At 66.8% G+C, this 22,413-nt stretch carries 14 protein-coding genes; 8 read left to right on the plus strand and 6 right to left on the minus strand.

Annotation, left to right across the window (positions count from 1 at the left end; genetic code table 11):
• The first annotated feature begins 94 nt into the window (after positions 1 to 94).
• From FFS08_RS17730 to FFS08_RS17740, 3 genes are all read left to right on the plus strand, one after another.
• The gene (locus FFS08_RS17730; protein WP_137863062.1) at positions 95 to 2,212 is read left to right on the plus strand and encodes a bifunctional rhamnulose-1-phosphate aldolase/short-chain dehydrogenase; all 2,118 of its coding nucleotides are present in this window, start codon (positions 95 to 97) and stop codon (positions 2,210 to 2,212) included.
• A gap of 15 nt (positions 2,213 to 2,227) precedes the next feature.
• Positions 2,228 to 3,523: an L-rhamnose catabolism isomerase gene (gene rhaI / locus FFS08_RS17735; RefSeq protein WP_137863063.1), complete on the plus strand. Its 1,296-nt coding sequence runs from the start codon at positions 2,228 to 2,230 to the stop codon at positions 3,521 to 3,523.
• A 68-nt stretch (positions 3,524 to 3,591) separates the two neighbouring features.
• The gene (locus tag FFS08_RS17740) at positions 3,592 to 4,374 is read left to right on the plus strand and encodes a DeoR/GlpR family DNA-binding transcription regulator (RefSeq protein ID WP_137863064.1); all 783 of its coding nucleotides are present in this window, start codon (positions 3,592 to 3,594) and stop codon (positions 4,372 to 4,374) included.
• Between the two features lie 26 nt (positions 4,375 to 4,400).
• On the opposite strand, the gene FFS08_RS17745 is transcribed toward FFS08_RS17740, so the two are convergent.
• From FFS08_RS17745 to dgcN, 5 genes are all read right to left on the minus strand, one after another.
• Entirely contained in the window at positions 4,401 to 5,975 is a 1,575-nt protein-coding gene (locus tag FFS08_RS17745) for an N-acyl-D-amino-acid deacylase family protein (protein ID WP_137863065.1), read from the minus strand.
• A gap of 14 nt (positions 5,976 to 5,989) precedes the next feature.
• Positions 5,990 to 8,806: a TonB-dependent receptor domain-containing protein gene (locus FFS08_RS17750; RefSeq protein ID WP_137863066.1), complete on the minus strand. Its 2,817-nt coding sequence runs from the start codon at positions 8,804 to 8,806 to the stop codon at positions 5,990 to 5,992.
• Positions 8,807 to 8,910: 104 nt separating this feature from the next.
• Positions 8,911 to 10,548, minus strand: coding sequence for an N-acyl-D-amino-acid deacylase family protein (locus FFS08_RS17755; RefSeq protein WP_137863067.1), 1,638 nt, complete (start codon positions 10,546 to 10,548; stop codon positions 8,911 to 8,913).
• Positions 10,549 to 10,583: 35 nt separating this feature from the next.
• Entirely contained in the window at positions 10,584 to 11,573 is a 990-nt protein-coding gene (dgcA, locus tag FFS08_RS17760) for an N-acetyl-D-Glu racemase DgcA (RefSeq protein WP_137863068.1), read from the minus strand.
• Complete coding sequence (dgcN, locus tag FFS08_RS17765; RefSeq protein ID WP_137863069.1) at positions 11,531 to 12,568, minus strand: N-acetyltransferase DgcN; 1,038 nt, start codon at positions 12,566 to 12,568, stop codon at positions 11,531 to 11,533. The genes dgcA and dgcN overlap by 43 nt, the downstream gene beginning before the upstream one ends.
• A 277-nt stretch (positions 12,569 to 12,845) precedes the next feature.
• Between dgcN and FFS08_RS17770 the strand changes: the two genes are divergently transcribed.
• The 5 genes from FFS08_RS17770 (at position 12,846) to FFS08_RS17790 (ending at position 21,094) form a co-directional block, all read left to right on the plus strand.
• Complete coding sequence (locus FFS08_RS17770) at positions 12,846 to 13,400, plus strand: RNA polymerase sigma factor (protein ID WP_249341104.1); 555 nt, start codon at positions 12,846 to 12,848, stop codon at positions 13,398 to 13,400.
• On the plus strand, positions 13,397 to 14,362 hold the full coding sequence (locus FFS08_RS17775; protein WP_137863070.1) for a FecR family protein: 966 nt from the start codon (positions 13,397 to 13,399) through the stop codon (positions 14,360 to 14,362). The genes FFS08_RS17770 and FFS08_RS17775 overlap by 4 nt, the downstream gene beginning before the upstream one ends.
• 126 nt (positions 14,363 to 14,488) lie before the next feature.
• A complete protein-coding gene (locus FFS08_RS17780) occupies positions 14,489 to 17,773 on the plus strand; it encodes a TonB-dependent receptor (protein WP_249341105.1) in 3,285 nt (1,094 codons plus the stop codon).
• Positions 17,774 to 17,884: 111 nt separating this feature from the next.
• A complete protein-coding gene (locus FFS08_RS17785) occupies positions 17,885 to 18,340 on the plus strand; it encodes a PraA/PraB family alkane oxidation protein activator (RefSeq protein WP_137863071.1) in 456 nt (151 codons plus the stop codon).
• A gap of 207 nt (positions 18,341 to 18,547) precedes the next feature.
• A complete protein-coding gene (locus FFS08_RS17790; protein ID WP_137863072.1) occupies positions 18,548 to 21,094 on the plus strand; it encodes a TonB-dependent receptor in 2,547 nt (848 codons plus the stop codon).
• Positions 21,095 to 21,104: 10 nt separating this feature from the next.
• Here FFS08_RS17790 and FFS08_RS17795 read toward each other — a convergent pair whose 3' ends face one another.
• The gene (locus FFS08_RS17795; protein ID WP_137863088.1) at positions 21,105 to 22,412 is read right to left on the minus strand and encodes a M20/M25/M40 family metallo-hydrolase; all 1,308 of its coding nucleotides are present in this window, start codon (positions 22,410 to 22,412) and stop codon (positions 21,105 to 21,107) included.
• Between the last annotated feature and the right edge of the window lies 1 nt (position 22,413).

A 22,413-nucleotide genomic window follows, 5' to 3' on the forward strand; every position in this document is an offset into this window, starting at 1 on the left:
TATGATTGATATTTAGCGAAGTTGATTGTATCTGGCTAGACACCTTGATAGAGAAGCTCGCGCCGAACGGGGCGCTGGGGGAGAGTAATTCCGGATGCTTGAAGACGAGACAAGAGTGCGCCGGGCGGTGTCCGCCATTCCGTTTGCCGTGCCGCGTAACCGCTGGTCGGATGTGGAGGCGGCCGACATGTCCCCGGAGGGGCTGCTGCTCTACCGGTCGAACCTGCTCGGCTCGGACCTGACCGTCACCAATTTCGGCGGCGGCAACACTTCGGCGAAGCTCGAGATGGCCGATCCGCTCAGCGGCGCGCCGGCATCGGTGCTGTGGGTGAAGGGTTCGGGCGGCGATATCGGCTCGATGAAGCTCGATGGTTTCGCCACCCTCTATCTCGACAAGCTGCTCGCCCTCGAATCGCGCTATCGCGGCGTGGCGTTCGAGGACGAGATGGTTGCGTACCTGCCGCACTGCACGTTCAACCTGAACGCGCGCGCGGCGTCGATCGACACGCCGCTGCACGGCTATCTGCCCTATGCGCATGTCGACCACGTCCATCCCGACGCGATCATCGCACTGGCCGCATCGAGCGAAGGCAAGGCCGCCACCGATGCGATCTGGGGCGGCGCGATCGGCTGGCTGCCCTGGAAGCGCCCGGGCTTCGAGCTGGGCCTGCAGCTCCGCAAGCTCGCCGCCGAGAGCCCGAACCTGCGCGGCGCGATGCTGGAGGGCCATGGCATCATCTGCTGGGGCGACACCGCCAAGGCCTGTTACGACAACACGATCGCGCTGATCGCGGACGCGGCTGCCTATCTCAACGAGCGCCTGGCCCGGGGCCCGGCGTTCGGCGGCGAAGTGGTCCCGCCCCTCGCTGCCGATGACCGCGCCGTCCTTGCCGCCGCGCTGATGCCCCGGCTGCGCGGCCTGATGCGCGGCGCACGCGGCAAGATCGGCCATTTCTCCGACGATCCCGAGACGCTGGAATTCGCCGGCAGCCGCGATTTCGCCCGGCTGGCCGCGATCGGCACCTCGTGCCCCGATCACTTCCTGCGCACCAAGATCGCGCCGCTTACGCTCGATCCTGCCCGACTCGACGACGAGGCCTATCTGGCCGAGGCGCTGGAGGCGTATCGCCAGGACTATGCCGCCTATTATCAGCGCTGCGCCGAGCCCGGCGATCCGGCGATGCGCGACCCCAATCCAGTGGTGGTGCTGATCCCCGGCATCGGCCGCATCACCTTCGCCGCCGACAAGACCACCGCGCGCCTGGCCGGCGAATTCTATGGCAACGCGATCAACGTGATGCGCGGCGCCGAGGCGATCGGCGATTATATCGGCCTGCCCGAGAAGGAAGCGTACGGCATCGAATATTGGGCGCTCGAGGAAGCCAAGCTGCAGCGCATGCCCAAGCCCAGGCCGCTGGTCGGCCGCATCGCACTGGTGAGCGGCGGTGCCGGGGGCATCGGCGCGGCCACCGTGCGGCGCCTCCTCCAGGACGGCGCCTGCGTGATGCTGGTCGACCGCGACGCCGAGGCGGCCGAGCGGGTCCGCGCCGAGATGGCCCAGACCTTCGGCAAGGACGTGGTCCGCGCCGAGACCTGCGACGTCACCGACGAGCGGCAGGTCGCCGCTGCGTTCGAGGCGTGCACCCGCGAGTTCGGCGGGCTCGACATCCTGGTCGCCAATGCCGGCATCGCTTCTTCCGCTTCGGTGGAGGAGACCAGCGTCGCGCTGTGGCGCCGCAACTACGACGTGCTGACCGAAGGCTATTTCCTCAGCGCCCGTGCCGCCTTCCCGCTGATGCGCGCGGTCGGCGGCGGATCGATCGTGTTCATCGGCTCGAAGAATGCGCTGGCCGCGGCAGTCAACGCCTCCGCCTATGCCTCGGCCAAGGCCGCGTCGCTGCACCTCGCCCGGTGCCTGGCGCTGGAGGGGGCCCCGCACGGCATCCGCGTCAACACGGTCAATCCGGACGCAGTGATCAAGGGCTCGCGGATCTGGGACGGCGACTGGCGCAAGGAACGCGCCGGCGCGCACGGCATCGATCCCGGATCGGAGCTGGAAGAGCATTACCGCAACCGCTCGATGCTCAAGCGCGACGTGCTGCCCGAGGACGTGGCGGAGGCGGTGCATTTCTTCGCCTCCGAAGCCTCTTCCAAATCGACGGGCAACATCGTCAATGTGGATGCCGGGAACGCGCAGGCTTTCCCCCGATAAGAACAAGAGGGTGCAATGGCGAAGGAACTGCCGCTTTCGGTCGACCAGATCGAAAGCCACAATGCGGCGCGGGTGGAAGCGCTGCGCGACGAATATGACAGCCTGGGCCGCGCGCTCGCCCGCCGCGGGATCGATATCGAGGCAGTGAAGGCGCGCGTCGCCGGCTTCTCGGTGGCGGTGCCGAGCTGGGGCGCCGGGCGCGGCGGCACGCGCTTCGCCAAGTTCCCGATCCCGGGCGAGCCCACCACCATCCACGAGAAGCTTGCCGATTGCGCGATCATCCACCAACTCTCCACCGTCACGCCGCGCGTCAGCCCGCATTTCCCCTGGGACAAGGTGCGCGACTATGCCGCGCTGCGCGACGAGGCCGCCGCGCTCGGCCTGGGCTTCGACGCGATCAACTCGAACACCTTCCAGGACCAGCCCGGCCAGAAGCTCAGCTATCGCGACGGCAGCCTCTCGGCCGGCGATGCCGGGGTCCGCACCCAGGCGGTCGAGCATAATATCGAGTGCATCGAGATCGGCCGGCAACTCGGCGCCAGCGCGCTCACCGTCTGGGTGGGCGACGGCACCAACTTCCCCGGCCAGCAGGACCTCGCCAAGTCGCTCGACCGCTATCTGGAAGCGGCGGCCCAGGTCTATGCCGCGCTGCCCGAGGATTGGCGCATGCTGCTCGAGCACAAGATGTTCGAGCCGGCCTTCTACTCCACCGTGATCTCGGACTGGGGCTCGTCGATCCTCGCCGCGCAGGAACTGGGGCCCAAGGCCAAATGCCTGGTCGATCTCGGCCACCACGCGCCCAATGTGAACATCGAGCAGATCGTTGCCCGGCTCCACCGCTTCGGCAAGCTCGGCGGCTTCCACTTCAACGACAGCAAATATGGCGACGACGATCTCGACAGCGGATCGATCAACCCGCACCAGCTCTTCCTCGTCTTCAACGAGCTGATCGAGGCCGAGCTGAACCCGCGCGACGGATTCGATCCAGCCTATATGATCGACCAGTCGCACAACGTCACCGATCCGATCGAGAGCATGATCTCCTCGGCCGAGGCGATCGCGGGCGCCTTCGCCAAGGCGAGCCTGGTCGATCGCGCGGCGCTCGCCGCGGCACAGGAGGCCAATGACACGATGCTGGCCTTCCTCACGCTGAGAAAGGCCTATCGCACCGACGTCTCGCCGATCCTCGCCATGGCGCGGATGGAGAATGGCGGGGCGATCGATGCGATCATCGCGTACCGAGACAGCGGCTGGCGGGCGCGCAAGGCACAGGAGCGGACGACGGTCGGGCTCGGCGCTGGCATCGTTTGAGCGGAAAAGATTGATTTCGGAGGATTTGCCCGGCACAAAGCCCCAGGAAATTTGGGGCTCCACCGGAAATGCATGTCGAAGAGCGCGATAGCCTGATCCTCGATCTGATCGGGAAAACCGGCTTCGTATCGTTCAAGAATCTCGAGGCGACGATCCCCGCTTCGCCGGCCACGCTGCGCCGCGATCTCGACCGGCTGGAGGGCAAGGGCGTGATCCAGCGCGTGCGCGGCGGGGCGCGGCTCGTCGAGGACGAGGCGGGCGAGCGCACCGATGTCCAGTCGCTGGCCGGCGTCCCGTTCCACGAGAATATCGATCGCAACCGCAAGCAGAAGGAAGCGATCGGCCGTGCCGCCGCCGCGCTCTGCCAGCCGGGCGAATCGATTATCATCGACGGCGGCTCGACCACGCTGCAGATGTGCCGCCACCTGGCCGGCCTCAACCTCCAGGTGCTCACCAACTCGCTCCACGTGGTGAGCGCGCTGCTGCCCCAGGCCGGCACCCGCATCGCCGTGCCCGGCGGATCGGTGTTCCGCGAGCAGAACATCATCCTGGGCATCGGCGGCGAGGAATGCATGCCGCGCGTCCATGCCCCGCGCCTGTTCATGGGCGCGGCGTTCCTCGGCGCGCAAGGCGTGATGCAGGCGGATGTAGTCCTCGCCGCCGCCGAACGCCAGATGATCGACCGCGCCGAATGGGTCGCGCTGCTGGTCGACAGCTCCAAGTTCACGGCCCCCTCCGGCTCGGTGGTGTGCGGGCTGGACGAGCTCGACGTGATCGTGACCGATGCCGCGATCGGCGATGCGCATGCCCGGATGATCGAGCAGGCGGGGGTGAAGCTGATCATCGCCTGAAGCCGCCCTGCCGCCACGCCGACGGATCAGGGCGTGCGCAGCAGCACTCTGCCGAACCGCGCGGCTACGGGCTTGCCGTGTGCCAGCGCGGCCTGGCCGTTGACGAAGACATAGTCCATGCCCTGGGCATAGGCATGGGGCTTCTCATAGGTCGCCGTGTCGCGCACCGTCGCCGGATCGAAGACGATCACATCGGCAAAGGCGCCCTTGCCCAGCGTGCCGCGATCGGTGATCGCGAAGACCCGGGCCGGCAGGCCGGTGGCCGCGTGGATCGCCTGGGCCATGCCGATCACCGGCTTGTCGAGCACATAGCGGCGCAGCTTGCGCGGAAAGGCGCCATAGGCACGCGGATGCTCCGCGGTCCGGCCGAAGGGCGGCAGGCCGCCGTCCGTCGACGTCATCGTCCAGCCCTGCCGCATGAACGCCTCGACGTCGTTGTCGCTCATGTTGAACGACACGGTGGGGGCGCCGCCCCGTTTGAGCATCTCGATCGCGGCGTCGAGCGGTTCCAGCTTCATCTGCGCGGCGACTTCGTCGAGCCGCTTGCCGTCAAGCGAGGGATCCGCCTGGTAGTGGCGGATCTGGATCGCATGCGGCCCGGCACGGCGCGCCAGGTTGGGCGCCATCTCGGCGCGGATCCGCGCGCGCATCGCCGGATCCTCGAGCCGCCTGGCCAGCGCCTCCGCCCCGCCTTCCTGCGCCCAGCCGGGAACCAGCGAGGCCATCAGGCTCGATCCCGAGGCGGTATAGGGATATTGATCGGCCCAGACCTGCACGCCCTCGGCGCGCGCCTTGTCGATATGCGCGATCACTTCGGCTGACTTGCCCCAGACCTGCGGCCCCAGCACCTTGATGTGAGTCACGACGCCGGGAAGCCTGGCCTCCCGCGCGACGGTGATCACCTCTTTCACTGCCGCGACGACGCCGATGTCGTAATTGCCCTCGTCGCGGATATGGCTTTCGTAAAAGGCATGCGGAAAGGCCGCCGCGGCCTTGGCGAGGCCGACGATTTCCGCCGTGTTCGAATATTTCGCCGGAATGTAGAAGGGCCCGTCGGACAGGCCGAACGCCCCCAGCTTCATCGCCGCGGTGACCAGCCCCTCCATCCTCGCCTGTTCCTCGGCCGTGGCGAGGCGATCGACATTGCCCATTACCGCCGCGCGGACGGCATTGTGGCCGATCATCGGAGCGACGTTGACCCCGGGGATGTTGGCCCTGAGGTCGGCGATCTGCGGCGCCAGGTCGGCCGGGCCGCCGCCGTCCGGATTGAGGAACAGCGTGGTGATGCCCTGGTAGAGCATCGGCAGCGCGGCGGCGAGTTCCGGCGTCTGGATGTTGGGCGCCGCGTGCGAGTGCGGATCGATGAAGCCCGGCGCCACGATCTTGCCGCGTGCGTCGACCACCGTCTTCGCGGTCGCCCTGGCGGGGATCGTCCCCACCGCGACGATGCGATCGCCCATGATCGCGACATCGGCGCTGCGACCCGGCGCGCCGCTGCCGTCGTACACCGTGCCGCCGCGGATCAGCACGTCATAGTCCTGGGCGAGCGCCGGGGAGACCGTCGCGAGCAATGCGACGGCGGACAGCGTCAGGGCCTTCATCGATCCGTCTCCCTTCACATCTTGAACCGGGCGCCGATGCGGAAGGTCCGCCCGAGCAGGTCGTAGATCGACTGGTTGGTCGCCGGCGTCGCATAGGCGCTGCCCGCTGGTCCCGGCGCCACCACCGGCGGATCCTTGTCGAGCAGGTTGCTGACGTTGAAGAACAGCTGCACGTCCCTCCCCCCCATCTTGAAGCCCTGGGTGAACGAGGCGTCGAGGTAGAAGGCGCCCTTGATCCGGTTGTCGTTGATCGTGCGGTGGGTGACCGTGGAAGTCGGGCAGCCGCTGGTGCATTCGACGAAGCTGTTGTCGTAGACGCCGTCGCTCACGCCGCGCCCGATCAGCGTGACGTTGAAATCGTCCACATCATAGCTGGCCTGGGCGCGGTAGAGCCATTTCGGGGTGCCGCCCGGGGCGTTCTGGCCCACCGTGTCGGTCGGCGCGTCGATGCCGTTGTCGAAATAATTCTTGATGTAGCGCGTCGCCATGCCGCGCAGCGAGAAGTTGCCGGGGCCGACGCGCGTCCGGTACGAAGCCTCGAAATCGATGCCCTGCGCCTTCTGCACCGCGAAGTTGAACGGGCTCTCATACACCTGCAGGTTGTTGCCGAACGCATTGGGCCCGCGCACCACGGCCGCGCAAAAGGCCTGGATGCCTTCGTTGCAGCGATCGACGATCGTCTGGGCGGCGACCGATCCGATCGCGCCGTTGATCTTGATGTTGTAATAGTCGACCGACATCGCGAAGCCGCGCAGGAAGCTCGGCTGCAACACCACGCCGACACCCCATTGATCGGCCTTTTCGGGCTGGAGCAGGGCGTTGCCGCGGGTGGTGCCCGCAAAGGTGACCGACGCGTTGTTCTGCGAGGAATCGATCAGCACGTTGATCCGCGTCGATCCGGCGGTGAACAATTCGCCCAGATTGGGCGCGCGAATGTCGCGCGAGCGGGTGGCACGGAAGCGGATGTCGGGGATCGGCTGGAAGGTCAGGCCCGCCTTCCAGGTTGTGACATAGCCCGAAGTCGAATAATCGGTCCCGCGCACCGCGCCGTTGAGGTCGAGCCCCTTGATCACCGGCACCGCGAGTTCGACATAGCCTTCGGTCACGCTGTACTGGCCGAAGCTGGGCAGGAAGTTCCCGACGAACCAGCCGCTCTGATATTCGGTGGGCACGAAGCCGCTCACCTTCTCGCGGCGATGCTCGCCGCCGACCGAGACGGAGACCGGGCCGGCCGGCAGCGCGAACGCGTCGAACGCCAGGTTGGCGGCGACGACATCCTGCTCGAACTTCTGCCGGCGATACGGATTGCCGAGGACATAGGCGAGCGCTTCGGGGCTGGCGACGCCGATGCCGAGGCGGTTCAGCGGCACGCAGCCATTGGTCGGCGCCGTCAGCGTCGAACGGCACACGATCGTCCCCGCCGGCACGCCCATGGCATTCCCGGCCGGCGCGAACACCGCATCCTGCGCCAGTGCGAGCCGCGCATTGTTGGTGATGTCGCGCGCCATCTCGCGCGTGCGGCTGACACCCTTCTGGTAATAGATGTCCCAGCGCGCGGTGCCGGCGAATAGCGGGAAGCTGCCATTGGCGCCCACCACATAGCGCTGCAGCTCGCGCTCGGTATCGTTCTTGCGGATCGGCAGATCGGCATTGCTGGTGCCCAGTGTGAAGCTGGCGATGCCGCCGAGCTGGGCACGGACCGAAGCCGGGATATAGGCATTGTCCGAACGGATCGTGACGTTCGCCTGGTTGAGCTGCACGCCGAGCCAGCCGAGATTCTGCGACTTGGCATAGGAAGCCTGGCCGAACAGGTTGAGCCAGTCGGCCACTTCGAAGCTCACGCGTCCGAACAGGCTCTTGCGGTTCTCCTCCGGATCGAGCGACTGGAAGCCGTTGACCTGAGTCGACTGCCAGTCGCCGCCGATCTGCCAGGGATCGCGGTTGGTGCCGAAATTATACTGGCTGACCGCACCGCCATAGCCGAACTGGGTGCCGCGCAGCGCGGTGTTGAGGATGATGCCGCCCCGCGTCGCCTGGCTGAGCCCGGCGCCCGAGACCACCAGCCGCTCCGGCTGGCCGTTCCCCGCCACATAGGCGGGGTTGTTGATCATGTACCACCCACGGTTGTTCCAGTCGCGCGGAACGCCGTGCAGCCCTTCCTTTACCGCGAGTTCGCCGTTGAGCAGGATATGGCCGCGCCCACCCGCGAAGCCGGTGCCGGCGGTCAGCGTCGCGCGGTAGTTGGGCGCGTCGCCATAAGTGGAGATGCCATATTCAACCGTGCCCTTGAGGCCCGAATATTCCTTGTCGAGGATGAAGTTCACCACGCCCGACACGGCATCCGAGCCATAGGCGGCCGAGGCGCCCCCGGTGACGATCTCGACGCTCTTGATCAGTCCCTGCGGAAAGGTGTTGACGTCGACCAGCCCGCCGACGGTCGATCCCACCGAGCGCTGGCCGTCCAGCAGCACGAGCGTGCGCGCGGTGCCCAGCGCGCGCAGGTTGAGCGCGTTGACGCCGGCGGTGCCGGCCGAGATGTTGAGGTTCGAATTGGCCGGCGTCACGCTGCCGACGAGCGACGGGATCTCGTTGACATAATCGGCGACGTTGGCGGGCGCGCTCGCCGCCATGTCCTCCGCGTTGATCACGGTGAGCGGCGTCGGCGCCTGATAGCCGTTGCGCTGGATGCGCGTGCCGGTGACGGTGATCTCGGTCTGCGGCGTCTCGGCTGCCGGCTCGGCATTCTGCGCTTCCTGCGCATATGCCGCACCGTTCCAAAGCAGCGCGATCGCCAGCGCGGACAGAGAGGCGGCCCTCGATGATCTTGTCATATTTCTTCCCCTTCCTCAGTGTAGTCGAGCGATGATGCCACTCGTGCGCCGGTTGCTCCGGCTGCACCGCATCGGCTCCTTCCTGCGATTTCCCCGTCAGTCGCTTATCGGCAGCTCCCCGGCCTGGGCTGGCGCGGCAGCGGGCGGCCGCCGGCGGCGCCGGTCGGCTCGCCATTCTCGATGGCGACCACGCCGTTGACGATCACCGTGCGCATGCCCGTGGAGAACCGCGCCGGATGGACATAGTCGGCCCGCGGCGCGAACCGGCCGGGATCGAACGCGATCACATCGGCAAAGGCGCCGGCCTTGAGCTGCCCTCGCCCTTCCAGGCCGAACATCGCCGCCGTCACGGCGGTGCTGCGATCGATGAAGGCGCGCAGGTCGATGACCTGCTTCTCCTTCACATAGGTCGCGTATTTACGGGCGAAGGACGCATAATAGCGCGGATGGCCCTGCGACGCGTCCGAGCTGGTCACCACCCAGGGCTGTTGCATGAACGCAGCGATGTCCGCCTCGCTCTGGTTGAACGACGCGACGCCCGCCTCGCGCTTGCGCAGGATCGCGATCGCGGCGTCGATCGGGTCGGTGCCGGCAGCCGTCGCGACCTGGGCCAGCGTCTTGCCCTCCGCGTCGGCCGGGCCCGAAGTGATCAGCAGCGATGCGGGGCCGCCGCGCCGGCGCAGATTGTCCGCGATCTCCGGCCGCATCTTGGCCATCGCGGCAGGATCGTCGAACCGCCTGAGCATCGCGGCGCGCCCGCCATCCTGGGCCCAGCGCGGCATCAGCGCGGCCGACAGCCCGGTTCCCGAGGCGGACCAGGGATATTGATCGGCATGGACCACCTGCCCCGCCTTCCGCGCCGCCTCGATCTGCGCGATGATCGCTCCGGTCTGGCCCTGCACGTCGACGCCCAGCGCCTTGATATGCGCGATGTGGACCGGGATGCCCGCCTCGCGGCCGATCTCGATCGCTTCGGCGACCGCGCCCTTCAGGCCGATCGTATAGGAGGATTCGTCGCGCAGATGGCTGTCATAGATGCCGCCCTTCTCGGCGGCGGCGCGGGCCAGCGCGACCACCTCGTCACGCTTGGCGAAGCTCTGCGGCGCGTAGAACAGTCCCGTCGAGAGCCCCAGCGCGCCCTGGCACATGGCCGAGGAGACCAGCCCCTGCATCCGGGCCAGCTCTTCCGGGGTCGGCGCGCGATCGTCCGGGCCGATCACCTTCAGCCGGACCGCGCCGAGGCCGACATAAGTGGCGAAGTTGATGCCATAGTCACGGCTCGACTGGCCGAGCGCCGCTTCTCCCTCACCGCCCTTCGCTCCGCTGTCGCGGCCGAAGGTGCGGGCGATGTCGGGATCGCCGCCACCGTCCACGCCGATAAAGGCCGTCGTCACGCCCTGGGTGAGAAATGGCAGCACGAGCCGCGCAGCAGGATCGCCGGACGCCAGGGCATTGTTGACATGGGTGTGGGTGTCGATGAACCCGGGCGCGACGATCAGCCCGGTCGCGTCGATGATCTTCGCGGCGCTGCCCGGCGCCTTCGGGCCGACATAGACGATGCGATCGCCGCGGATCGCCACATCGCCCCGGAAAGGCGCGGCGTTGCCACGATAGATGGTGCCGCCGCGCAGGATCAGGTCGGCGGCCGGTTCCGGGCCGCCTCCCCGTGCGAGGGCCACCCCGGCGGCGGCCAGCGCGATACCTGCCGCTACGCCAATCTTCAGCTTTCGACCCCGAACCATCCGACGCGACTCCCCCATTTGCTTATTACTTTCGGTTATGGCGTTCCCCAGAAGCCGGGCGCCGGCAGCGACAGCATGCCCCCGGCGCCGCGAACGCCGCCCGGCCGGTCTTCCGCCAGCCACAGCGGACCATCGAGATCGACGAAGCCGGACCGCGCCGCGATCACCAGCGCGGGCGCGATCGACAGCGAAGTCGAGATCATGCTGCCCGTCATCACGCCGAGCCCGGCTGCGGCGGCGGCCTCTGCGAGCGCGAGCGCCCCGGTGAGGCCGCCCGTCTTGTCGAGCTTGATGTTGACCACCTGATATTTGCCGGCGAGCGCCGCGACGTCGCCGGCGATGTGGGCGGATTCGTCCGCGGCGATCGGAACCAGCGGTGCGAACCCTTCCAGCGCCGCATCCTCGCCAGCGGGCAGCGGCTGTTCGAGCAGGTCGACGCGCAGCTCGGCGAGCAGTGGCTGCAGCCGCTCGACTTCGGCGATCGTCCAGCTCTCGTTCGGGTCGACGATCACGCGCGGGCCCGGCGCCGCTTCGCGCACACGCCGGATCTGTGCCTCGGGATCGCTGCCGTCGACCTTGATCTTGATGAGCGGCACGTCCGCCAGGCGGTGCGCAGCCACCGCCATCGCCCCGGGCGCGTCCAGGCTGACGGTCATCGCCGTCGCGGTCGGACCGAGCGGCGCCATGCCGAGCAGTTCGGGAACGCTGCGCCCGGCCAGCTTCGCCTCCAGGTCCCAGAGCGCGCAATCGACGGCGTTGCGCGCGGCGCCAGCGGGCATCAGGGCGAGCAGTTCGTCGCGGGAAACCCCGGCCTCGATCGCGCCGCGGGCGGCTTCGATCTCCGCCAGCGCGCCTTCGATCGACTCCCCGTAGCGCGGATAGGGAACCCCCTCCCCGCGCCCGGTCGCCCCATCGGCCGCGATCGCGACGGTCACCACCTCGGCAACTGTCTTCACGCCCCGCGAGATGCGGAACGGCGTGGCTAGAGCGAAAGCGTCGCTACGCGCGATGAGGCTTCGAAGCATTGGTCGATCCTGTCGATGATGGGGTCCACACCCATGGCATAGGGGTCCGTACAGGGCAGGCCGAGCGCATCGGCGGTCTCGGCGCAGAGCCGCTCGGCTTCCGCGCGCGCCAGCTTGGAGGTGTTGAGCGCGACGCCGACTGCCTGCACCTCGGGGCTGGTGAGCCGCGCCACGGCCAGATTGGCCTCCAGCGTCTCCTTCAGCCCCGGCACCGGATAATGCGGAAGGCCGCGCATGTGCGCGCGCATGGGATCGTGGCACAGTACCAGCGCCGCCGGCTGGGCGCCGTGCAGCAGGCCGGTGGAGACGCCGGCGAAAGAGGGGTGGAACAGTGATCCCTGCCCCTCGATGAGATCCCAGCCGCCATCGGTGCGCGCGGGCGAGATATCCTCGATCGCGCCCGAAATGAAATCGGCGATGACCGCGTCGAGCGGCACGCCGCTGCCGGCGATCAGGATGCCGGTCTGGCCGGTCGCGCGGAAATCGGCGGCCATGCCCCGCGCGCGCATGCCGCGCTCGAGACAGAGCGTCGCGTACATCTTGCCCACCGAGCAATCGGTGCCGACAGTGAGCAGCCGCTTGCCCTCGCGCCGCTTGCCGTTGCCGACCGGGATGCCCGGCCGGGGATCGCGCACGTCGTGCAGCTGGCGCCCGTGCCGCGCCGCCGCCGCGACGATCGCCGGCTCCTCGCGCAGCCGGTGATGCAGGCCGGACGCCACGTCGAGCCCGACCTCGATCGCCGTGATCGCATCGGCGACGAGATCGGCGCTCATGCGGCCGCCGGCATTGGCGATGCCGAGCACCAGGGTCCTGGCGCCCGCCGCGACTGCCTCCGCAAAGCCCATGCGCGACAGCCCCAGCGTCAATCCGCAATCGTCATGGCGGAACTCGCCGACGCAATCGTCCGGACGGAACACCGCCAGGCCGCGCGACGTCTTGATTCCCACCTCATCGTTCGAATGGCCGAGATACAGGAGATAAGGACTGGCAATCATTGAATACCCCGATCGATGCCTTGAGCCGCATGATTGCCCAAACACGGCGCCGCGCCACGTTCGAAAGCCGCGTTGCCGCATAACCATTTGTTATGGGAAGGCGGAGTTGAGACGAGCGCGGCGTAAAAAAACCGCCACTTGCAATAAGGAAATTCGTTGGTCAGGTATCTGAACAGTCACGAACGACAAGAAGTCGCGTAGATAGAGAACAAAAGGCAGGAGAGGCACGACGAAGAAGGGGGCGAACTTCGAACGACGTCGCCTGAGAGCGACGTGGGTGGCGGAAACCGTGATCCCGTACGAGAGCACGGTACGGGCGTGGCTCGTGCGCGCACGCGTCTCGGAGGAGGACATCGATGATATCGTTCAGGAAGCCTATTGCCGGATCGCCGCACTCGACACGGTCGACCATATCACCCGGCCCGGCGCCTATTTCTTCTCGATCGTGCGCAACCTGCTGCTCCAGCGACTCAAGCGCGGCCGGATCGTATCGATCGACATGATCGCCGAGATCGAAACCTATGCGATCGACGACAGCCCCTCCCCCGAACGGGAAGCCGCGGGCCGGCTGGACTATGCGCGGCTGCGCGCGATCATGGCGAAGCTGCCCGAACGCTGCCGACGCATCGTGGAGATGCGCAAGATCGAGGGCATCTCGCAAAAGGAGATCGCCCGCCGCGTGGGCGTCAGCGAAAGCGTGGTCGAGAACGACGTCCATCACGGCGTCCAGACGATCCTGCGCGTCTGGCGCGACGAGGACCGGCGAGTGACGGCCTGGCTGAACGGCTTCGAGGCAGGCGCGCCCCGCGCGGACGGAGGGCGCCGGTCATGACCCACCAGAGCGCACGCGAGATCCAGGACGAAGCCGCGCGCTGGGTCGCGCGGATGGACGGCGCCGAATGGAACGACACCGACGAAGCCGAACTGGCGCTCTGGCTCGACGCGGATCCCCGGCGGCGAGGCGCGTTGCTGCAGGCCCAGGCGGCCTGGGCGACGCTCGACTCGCTGCGGCCGGCCAATGCCGACGGGGAATCGCTCGAGGCGCGGGACAGGCGCTTCGGCGCCGGCCGCCGGCGCTTCCTGATCGGCGGCGGCGCGGCGATGGCCGCATCGCTCGCGGGGGCGGCGTTCCTGCTCGGCCACGGCACCGACTATGGCACACAGATCGGCGAGATCCGCCGCGTGCCGCTCGCCGACGGCTCGACGATGGTGATCAACACCGCCAGCCTCGCCTCCGTCGACCTGGAGGCGGCGCAGCGGCTCGTCCGGATCCGGCAGGGCGAGCTGTGGTTCCAGGTCGCCAAGGATTCGAAGCGCCCCTTCCTGGTCGAGGCGGGCAAGATCCGCGTGCAGGCGGTGGGGACCGCCTTTGCCGTCCGGCGGCGTCAGGCCGGCGCCGACATCTTCGTGACGGAAGGCGTGGTGGAAGCCTGGACGAGCGGTGCCGGCGCGCCGCACATTCGCATCGCCGCGGGCGAGCATGCCTTCGTGGCGGACGATGCCGCAGTCGTCCGGGCGCCCGCGAGTGCGAGTTCGGTCTATCGGGCGCTCGCCTGGCGAGAAGGCAAGATCGACCTTGCCGGCGTCACGCTCGCCGATGCGGCCGCCGAGTTCAACCGCTACAATCGCCGGCAGCTCGTCATCGTCGATCCCGGCATCGCCCGCGAGAGTTTCGACGGCACGCTGCGCACCGACGACCTCGAAGGCTTCGCCATGGCCGTCCAGGAAAGCCTGGGCGTGCCGATCGACCTCAGCGACCCGAACGAAATTCGCCTCGGCCGGCCACGAAAATAAAAAGGAAAATCTCCGCCGGAGACTCTTGCGGGATGACGGGCGAAAAAGCCCGCAAGGGAGAGGAAGAACATGGGGATTATGCGGGGGCGTGCCGCCCTGTTGGGGGCAACTGCGTGCATCTTTGCAGTGACTGCACCATCGGCTTCGGCGCAGCGGCGTAGCTTCGACGTATCGGCCCAGGCCGCGGAAACCGGCATCGTCGCGCTGGGCCATCAGGCCGACATCCAGATCATCGCCGCCCGGAAATACACCAGCGGGAAGCGCACCGGATCGGTGCGCGGCGAGATGACGATCGATCAGGCACTCGGCGCGCTGCTCCAGGGCACGGGGCTGGTCGCGCGCCAGACGGGCGCGAAGACCTATGTCGTGCTGCCGGTCGCCGGCGCGGCCACGCCCACCTCCAGCACCCCCGCTCCCGCCGCACGGCCGGTCCAGGTCTCCGGTACCAGCGAGGCGCCCGGCGCGACGCAGGACGAGGGCCCGGCGGAAATCATCGTCACGGCCCAGAAGCGCGAGGAATCGATCCGCAACGTGCCGATCGCGGTCTCTGCCTTCTCTGCCCAGGCACTGGACGACAAGAAGATCGAAGGCGGCTCCGAACTGCTCCGCGCGGTGCCGAACGTCACCTTCTCCAAGAGCAATTTCAGCATGTACAATTTCTCGATCCGCGGGATCGGGACCAAGGCGGTTTCGGCATCGAGCGATCCAGCCGTCGCGGTGAGCTTCAACAACACGCCGCTGGTGCGCAACCGCCTGTTCGAGTCCGAATTCTTCGACCTCGCCCGTGTCGAGGTGCTGCGCGGGCCGCAGGGCACGCTCTATGGCCGCAACGCCACCGCCGGCGTGGTCAACGTGATTCCCGCGCTGCCCGACAATGACCCCGCCGCCGAGCTCAAGCTGGAGGGCGGGAACTACGGCACGATGCGGGCGTCGGGCATGGTCAACATGCCGCTTGGCGAGACGCTGGGCATCCGCGTGGCCGGCGCCTGGACCAGCCGAGAAGGCTTCGACTACAACAGTTTCACCAAGCGCCACGTCAACGGCCGCAACCTGTGGTCGACGCGCGCGATCGTTCAGTGGAAGCCGAGCGACGATTTTAGCGCCAACCTGATCTGGCAGCATTTCAACGAGAAGGACGACCGCGCGCGCACCGGCAAGCAGCTGTGCACCCGGGATCCGGGGCCTGCCAAGGTCGGCGCCGTCACGGTGTCCAGCCCGCAGTTGCGCGGCAAGCTCAGCCAGGGATGCCTGCCGGGCTCGATCTACGACGATGCCGCCTATGGCGTGCCCAATGCGTACAGCCTCGTCTATCTCGAGGTGCCGGCCATGATCAGCTATGGCCAGCAACGCAATCCCGCTCGCCCCGACGGGCGCGGCGGCCCCATCGTCAACGCGCTTCTGCCCATCGATCCCTATGGCGGCGTGACCCAGTCGCGCAACCTGCGCGAGATCTCGACAAGCTACGATCCGGTCTTTCGCGCAAGGAACGACGTCATTCAGCTCAACCTGGAGTTCCGGCCGTCGGACGGGCTCCAGCTGGTATCGCAGACTGCCTATTCGCGGGATCGGTTCTACTCGTCCCAGGACTATAATCGGTTCGTCAGCAACCCGATATTCAGCGATTCTTCCCAGGTTCTCCTCGATACGCTCGGCAGGTCGGTCGACACGACCAACCTGCCGACGCCGGGCGGCATCTATTGCGACCCCCAGCTGGGCTGCTCGAACAGGATGATTTCCGCCGACATCAGTAAGTCACGTAATAGTCAATGGTCGCAGGAATTTCGCCTGCAATCGAGCTTCAACGGACCGCTGAACTTCAATGTCGGCGTCAATTATCTGAATTTCGAATCCAAGGACGATTATTACGTCTTCAACAACATGTTCACCTTCATTGCCGATTGGTGGTACAGCATCGGCGGCACCCCCCGCGCGCGCACGCTTCTTCCCTGCGCGCTTGGCTATGAAGGACGCGAATGCCCCTATGTCGATCGCAATCCGATCGGCAGCCTGAACAACCAAGGCCATAATTATTTTCTCAGCCAGAACGGCGTGCGGATCAAAAGCTGGGCGGGTTTTGGCGAGCTATATTGGAAGTTCGCTCCCAGCCTGAAGCTGACGATGGGCCTGCGGTACACACGGGACGAGAAGATCTCGACCCAGATCCCCAGCCAGCTGCTGCTTGGCGGCGGCATCGACAATCCGTTCGGACCGGCACTGGTCGGCGATATCACCGGCGGGCGCGTGAACAGCGGCTATCCGGCGCTGCCCGACATCCGACAGAAATGGGGCGAATTCACCGGCCGGGCCGTGCTCGACTGGAAGCCGGACCTCAGCTTCACCGACGATACGCTGGTCTATCTGTCGGCATCGCGCGGCTACAAGGGCGGCGGCACCAATCCGCCCCGCGTCGATTTCAATCCGTCGATCGTGCAGTACCAGTTCCTGCCGCAGACCTTCAGGCCGGAGTTCGTCAACGCCTTCGAGATCGGCATGAAGAACAGCTTCGACAATCGCCGCCTGACCTTCAATGCCACCGGCTTCTTCTACGACTACAAGGACTATCAGATCTCGCAGATCGTCGATCGCATCGCCTATAACGAGAATTTCGGCGCGACGAGCATGGGGCTGGAATTCGAAGCGGCCTGGCGCCCGTCGCGCGCCTTTCGCATCGACGGCAATCTCGGCCTGCTCAAGACGCGGCTGAAGCGGGGCTCGGAGTCCATCGACGTGATGAACCGGACACAGGGCAATCCTGACTGGATGGTGCTGCGCCCATGGATCCAGGTTCCGTCGAACTGCATCGCGCCCAGGGTGTTCGTCGAACGAGCCCTGACGCTCGGCAACACGGGCGCCCTGGCCTCGCTCTGCCCGGGCGCGACCCGGGTCGGCACCTACAATCCGGCGGTCGCCAGCAAGTTTCCCTACTACAACGTGCTGGGCTTCACCTACGACGCGTTCGCGCCGTACAATCCCAGCACGGTCGGCCTGAACATCAATCAGGGCGGCAGCGGCGCACCCAATGGCGGACGCGGCTTCGCGGCTGACCTGACCGGCAACGAGCTACCGAATTCGCCGCGCTGGACGGCGAATATCGGAGCACAATATACTTTCTTTCTGGACAGCGGAAATTGGGAACTCACGTTCCGTGGCGATTATTATCGCCAGTCAAAAAGCTATGCCCGCATTTACAATACCGAATATGATCGACTCCACGCCTGGGATAATATCAATCTGGCAGTGACTCTCGCGCGCCCAGAATCGGATTTGACCTTTCAGCTCTACGTAAAGAACTTGCTCAACAAATCCCCGATCACTGATTTCTTTACCAACTCGGACGACACCGGCCTGACGACAAATGTCTTCACGCTGGACCCTCGCCTCATTGGCTTTAACATCAGCAAAAGATTCTAGTTTTCGATAAAAAGTAACCTTGATTCATGTTGTTTTACGTAAATACATAATGTATGTGTGAGTCGCGCAACAATAATTGCGCATAATTTCCTAAAAAACAGGAGATGGATCATGAAGGCAATTGCAAAATTTGTCGCGCTTGCGGCCGCTACTTTTGGCGCGCAGATGATCTCTACGTCGGCAATGGCGCAGGTTACTCCGCCGCCGAGCGCTACCTATTCGGGGCTCGTCGATGTTCAGAAGGGCCTGGCCTTCCAGTGCCGCGTGGGACTGATCGTGGACGCCACCACGAGCAAGGTCACCGTTTCGCTGACGCCCCCGTCGCCGCCGACGCCTTCGGCATGCTCGCTGCTGAGCTTCGTGGGTAACCCCTACACCTACACCTTCAACGCCAGCACTGGCGAGTTCAAGGTGCTGGGCGTGTATGTCAACACGATCACCGCGGGCAACTGCGCCGGCGATATCACGGCGACCTGGGACGACGTGGCCCATGAATTCCTGATCGACTCGTTCCTTCCGGCCGCGACCGCTGGTCCGGACTGCACCGTCGTCGGGATCGCCTCCTAAAGGCAAAGGGCAACTTCGACGTTCCGCATCAGACGTCGAGGGGCCAACTGGCGGGCGCACGGATCGTGCGCCCGCTTCCTTTTCCGAGAATCCCGCCCCGGCAGCCGCGCAAAGCGCCAGGACATGGCCTTTCGAAGCGATGGCGCTTGAAAGACGCGGGATGTCATGCGGTAAAGGTGGGCATTGGGTAAGGGCGCCAGATCTCCGATGAATGCAGCTCGTTTCGCGCTGTTGCTTTCCGCCGCACTACCCATATCGCCCTGCCCTGCGGCCTGGGCCCAGGACACCAGCACGACAACCGGCCCGACAGCGGATGGGCAGGAATCCGCATCGGCAAGCAAGGCCACGGCAAGCGACGAGATTGTCGTCACCGCCAAGCGCTACGGCGAAGCCAGGGTCGCGGCCGAAACCGAATTCGGCGAAGACGAGATCGCCGGCCAGGGCGCCGACAGCATCGGCATGCTGCTCGAACGCCTCGCGCCCTTCATCGACCCCTCGGGCGAACAGCCCGTCATCCTCATCAATGGGCGCCCGGCCGAAGGCGACCGCTCGATCCTTTCCTATCCCGCCGAAGCGTTGAACCGCCTCGAGATCCTGAAGCCCGAAGCCTCCGCGCAATATGGCTATCCGCCGGGGCGGCGGGTCGTGAACCTGGCGCTGAAGAAGCATTTCGCCAGCCTGACCGCCGATACGGCGTTCTCGGCGGCAACGCGCGGCGGGCAATATGCCGGCGAACTGTCAGCCGGAAGAGTGGCGATCAACGGCCCCGTTCGCTGGAACGCACAGGCGCGCATCGGCTTCGACAGCGCCCTGCTGAAAAGCGCCCGCAGCATCCCGCCTCGCGAAGGAGCGTTCGACGGCATCGGCTTCGTCACCGGCCCGGACAATATGGAGATCGACCCCGCACTCAGCCTCTTGGCGGGACGGCCGGTGACCATCGCCGCGCTTCCGGCCGGCGCATTATCGCCATTGCCCGGCCTGGCGGATTTCGCCGCGACCGCCGGCACTGCCCATCCCGTCGACCCCAATGATTTCGAGACGCTGCAGCCGTCGAGGCGCACCCTGTCCTTCAACGCGGGCATGACCCGGCCGGTCGGCGCCTTCTCCGTATCGCTGGGGATCAATGCCAGCAGCACCACTTCCGAGGGGCTACGCGGGCTCCCGATGGTTTCCGCCGTCATTCCTGCCGCCAGTCCCTGGTCGCCCTTCTCCCGGGACGTCATCCTGACCCGCCCCTTCGCGGGCACGCGGCCGCTGCGCAGCGACAGCAGCTCGACCTCGCTGGGCATGACGCTGACGGCGTCAGGCAGGGTCGGCGGCTGGGAAACCTCCTTGTCGGCCGCCTATTCTCGCGCCTGGAGCAACAGCCTGCTCGAGCGCGGAGTCGATGTGACGCGCTTGCAAGCGCTGGTCGATGCCGGCGATCCCGCATTCAATCCCTATGGCCCGCTGAACGACGATCTCCTGCTGGTGAGCCGAAATCGAACGCGCGCAGAGAATCTCGATGCCCGGGCCACCGCCGGCAAGGCGATCCTGAATTTGCCGGCCGGGCCGCTGACCGTGAATTTCGCGGTCGCGGCCAGCCGCTCCGTCACCACAAGCGCGGGAAGCGAAGACCTGGCCCAATCGTCCGCGACGCGCGAATTGGCAAGCGGGGCGATCGGGATCGGCGTGCCCCTGTCGCGAAGGGGCGGCGGGCCGCTTGGCGACCTTTCGATCGACTTGTCCGCAGGCGGCCAGGTGCAATCGGGCAGCGGGCTGCAAAGCCGGTTCAGCGGCGGGGTTACCTGGTCTCCCGTTCCCGTCCTTCAGTTTCGCGGGTCGCTGGAACATAGCGAAACGACGCCTTCGTTCGAGCAGCTCGACGGAGCGGTCATATCCAGCGTCAACCGAATCTTCGACTATGCCCGGCAGGAGACCGTCGACGCCATCTGGATCACCGGAGGCAATCCCCGGCTCGGCCGCGGCCGCCAGGAGAACCGCTCGCTGGCAGTGCAGCTGCGGCCCTTTGGCGATCAGAGGCTGACGCTGAACCTGGGCTATCGGGAACAGGTCGCAACTGGTGGCGTCATTCCCTTTCCCGAGTTGACTCCCGCCATCGAGGCGGCATTTCCGGAACGTGTGACGCGCGACCCGGCGGGGCGGCTGATCTCGGTCGACGCGCGCCCCATCAATCTCGAACGGGATACCGACGCGGACTTGAGATCCGGGATCGCGCTGCGCCTGCCGGCACCGCGCCGGCCGGGCTCGGGTACGCCATCGCCAAATCTGCGCGGCGACCCTCTCCAGTTCAGCGCGTCGATCAATCATCGCTGGCGGCTCAAGAGCGAGGTGCTGACGCGATCCGGCATTCCGGCGATCGATCAGCTCGGCGACGATGGCAGCCAGTCCCGCCATTCGCTGTCACTTCTACTCACAGCGGGCAAACGAGGCATCGGCGCCAGCCTGAACGGAACCTGGAGCAGCCCGACCCATTTGCGAAACCGCGCCGTGCCGGGGGGAACCGGCTCGCTGGATTTCAAGCCGGCGACGATCTTCAACCTGTCCTTCTTCGTCGAGCCGGATCGTCTGCGGCGGAAGGGCGATCCGTCCGGCTGGATGAAGAATGTGCGGCTCTCGATCGACGTCCGCAATCTCTTCAGGGGCTATCGCCAGGTTACGCGCCCGGACGGCACGGTGCCGCCCAACTATAGTCGGGACGAAGTCGATCCGCTGGGACGCACGATACGCCTGACCCTTCGCAAGCGCTTCTAGCGCGGCAGCATCACCGCCGGGCCGATCGCCCGGCGCCCAGGCGCGTGATCAGAATGGCCGCACGCTTGGCCTGGCGCCGGATGCTCGCAAGGTCCACGGTCTCGCCCGGCGCATGATCGCCGGTGCTGTAAGTCCCGAGGCCGGCGAGGCTGTCGACGTCATGGGCCACGAACGAGATGTCCCCGGCGCCGCGCTTGAGCGGATCCAGCGGCGCCATCTCGGCCAGACCGAGATCGCGGTTGACGCCGTTGAGCGCCGCCAGCAGCGCCTTGTTCCCTTCGGTCGGCGCCATCGCCGGATAGCCTTCGCCGAATTCGATCCGCGCGTCGGTGCCCGGCGCGTGCGTCGCGACGATCGCTTCCATCTTCGCGCGCACCCGCGCGGTCTGCTCCACGCTAAGCGTGCGGAAATCGCCCGTGGCCACGGCGGTGGCGGCGATGATGTTGGTCTTGCCCGCGGCCCGGGCATTGCCGCTCTCGTCGATCGAGGCGCTGGCGCCGCCGGCGATCACCCCGGCGTTGAAGGTGAGGTTCGGCTCGGGCAATTCCTTGCGGAAGGCGGCGAGGATGCGCGCCAGCTCGTTGATCGCGCCGTCGCCGAAGTCCGGGCCGAAGATCAGCGAGCTGTGGCCGGTCTTGCCGGTCGCGGTGATCCGCCAGTCGGTGACCGAGCGGCGCGCGATCGAGCCCATGTCCTTGCCGCCATCGACGACCAGCCCTTCGAAATCGAGCGCGACATCGGCGCGCTTGCCCGCCGCGATCAGATCGGCGCGCGCGACGCTCTGCGGGCTACCGGCATCCTCCTCGTCGCCGGTCAGCACGATCTCGATATTCGCGTCCTTGAGCGTGCCCGCCGCCTGCATCGCCCGCAGCGCCGCGACGATCACGACCATGCCGCCCTTGTCATCGCCCGCACCCGGCCCCTCGGCCCTGTCGCCGGTGCGGACGAACTTCTGGAAGGGCGAACCCGGCTCGAACACGGTGTCGAGATGGCCGATCAACAGGATGCGCCTGCCGCCCGGCTTGCCGCGATGGACCGCGATCAGGTGGCCGGCGCGCTGGACGGCGTCCATCGGCTTCCAGCTGACGGCGAAGCCGAGCGGCTCGAGCTCCGCCCGCATCATCTCGCCGACCCTGGTGACGCCCTGGAGATTCAGCGTGCCGCTGTTCTGGTCGACCAGCCGGGCGAGCAGCGCCACCGAGCGCTCGAACTCGGCATCGACCGTGCGGTCGATCACCTTTTCGGACTTCGACAATCCCTGCGCCGCGGCGGGCACGCTTGCGAGCAGCGTCCCGGCCAGCAGGGCGGCGGTCGCGATG

Source organism: Sphingomonas sp. 1F27F7B (assembly GCF_005503355.1).
Taxonomy (GTDB): domain Bacteria; phylum Pseudomonadota; class Alphaproteobacteria; order Sphingomonadales; family Sphingomonadaceae; genus Sphingomonas.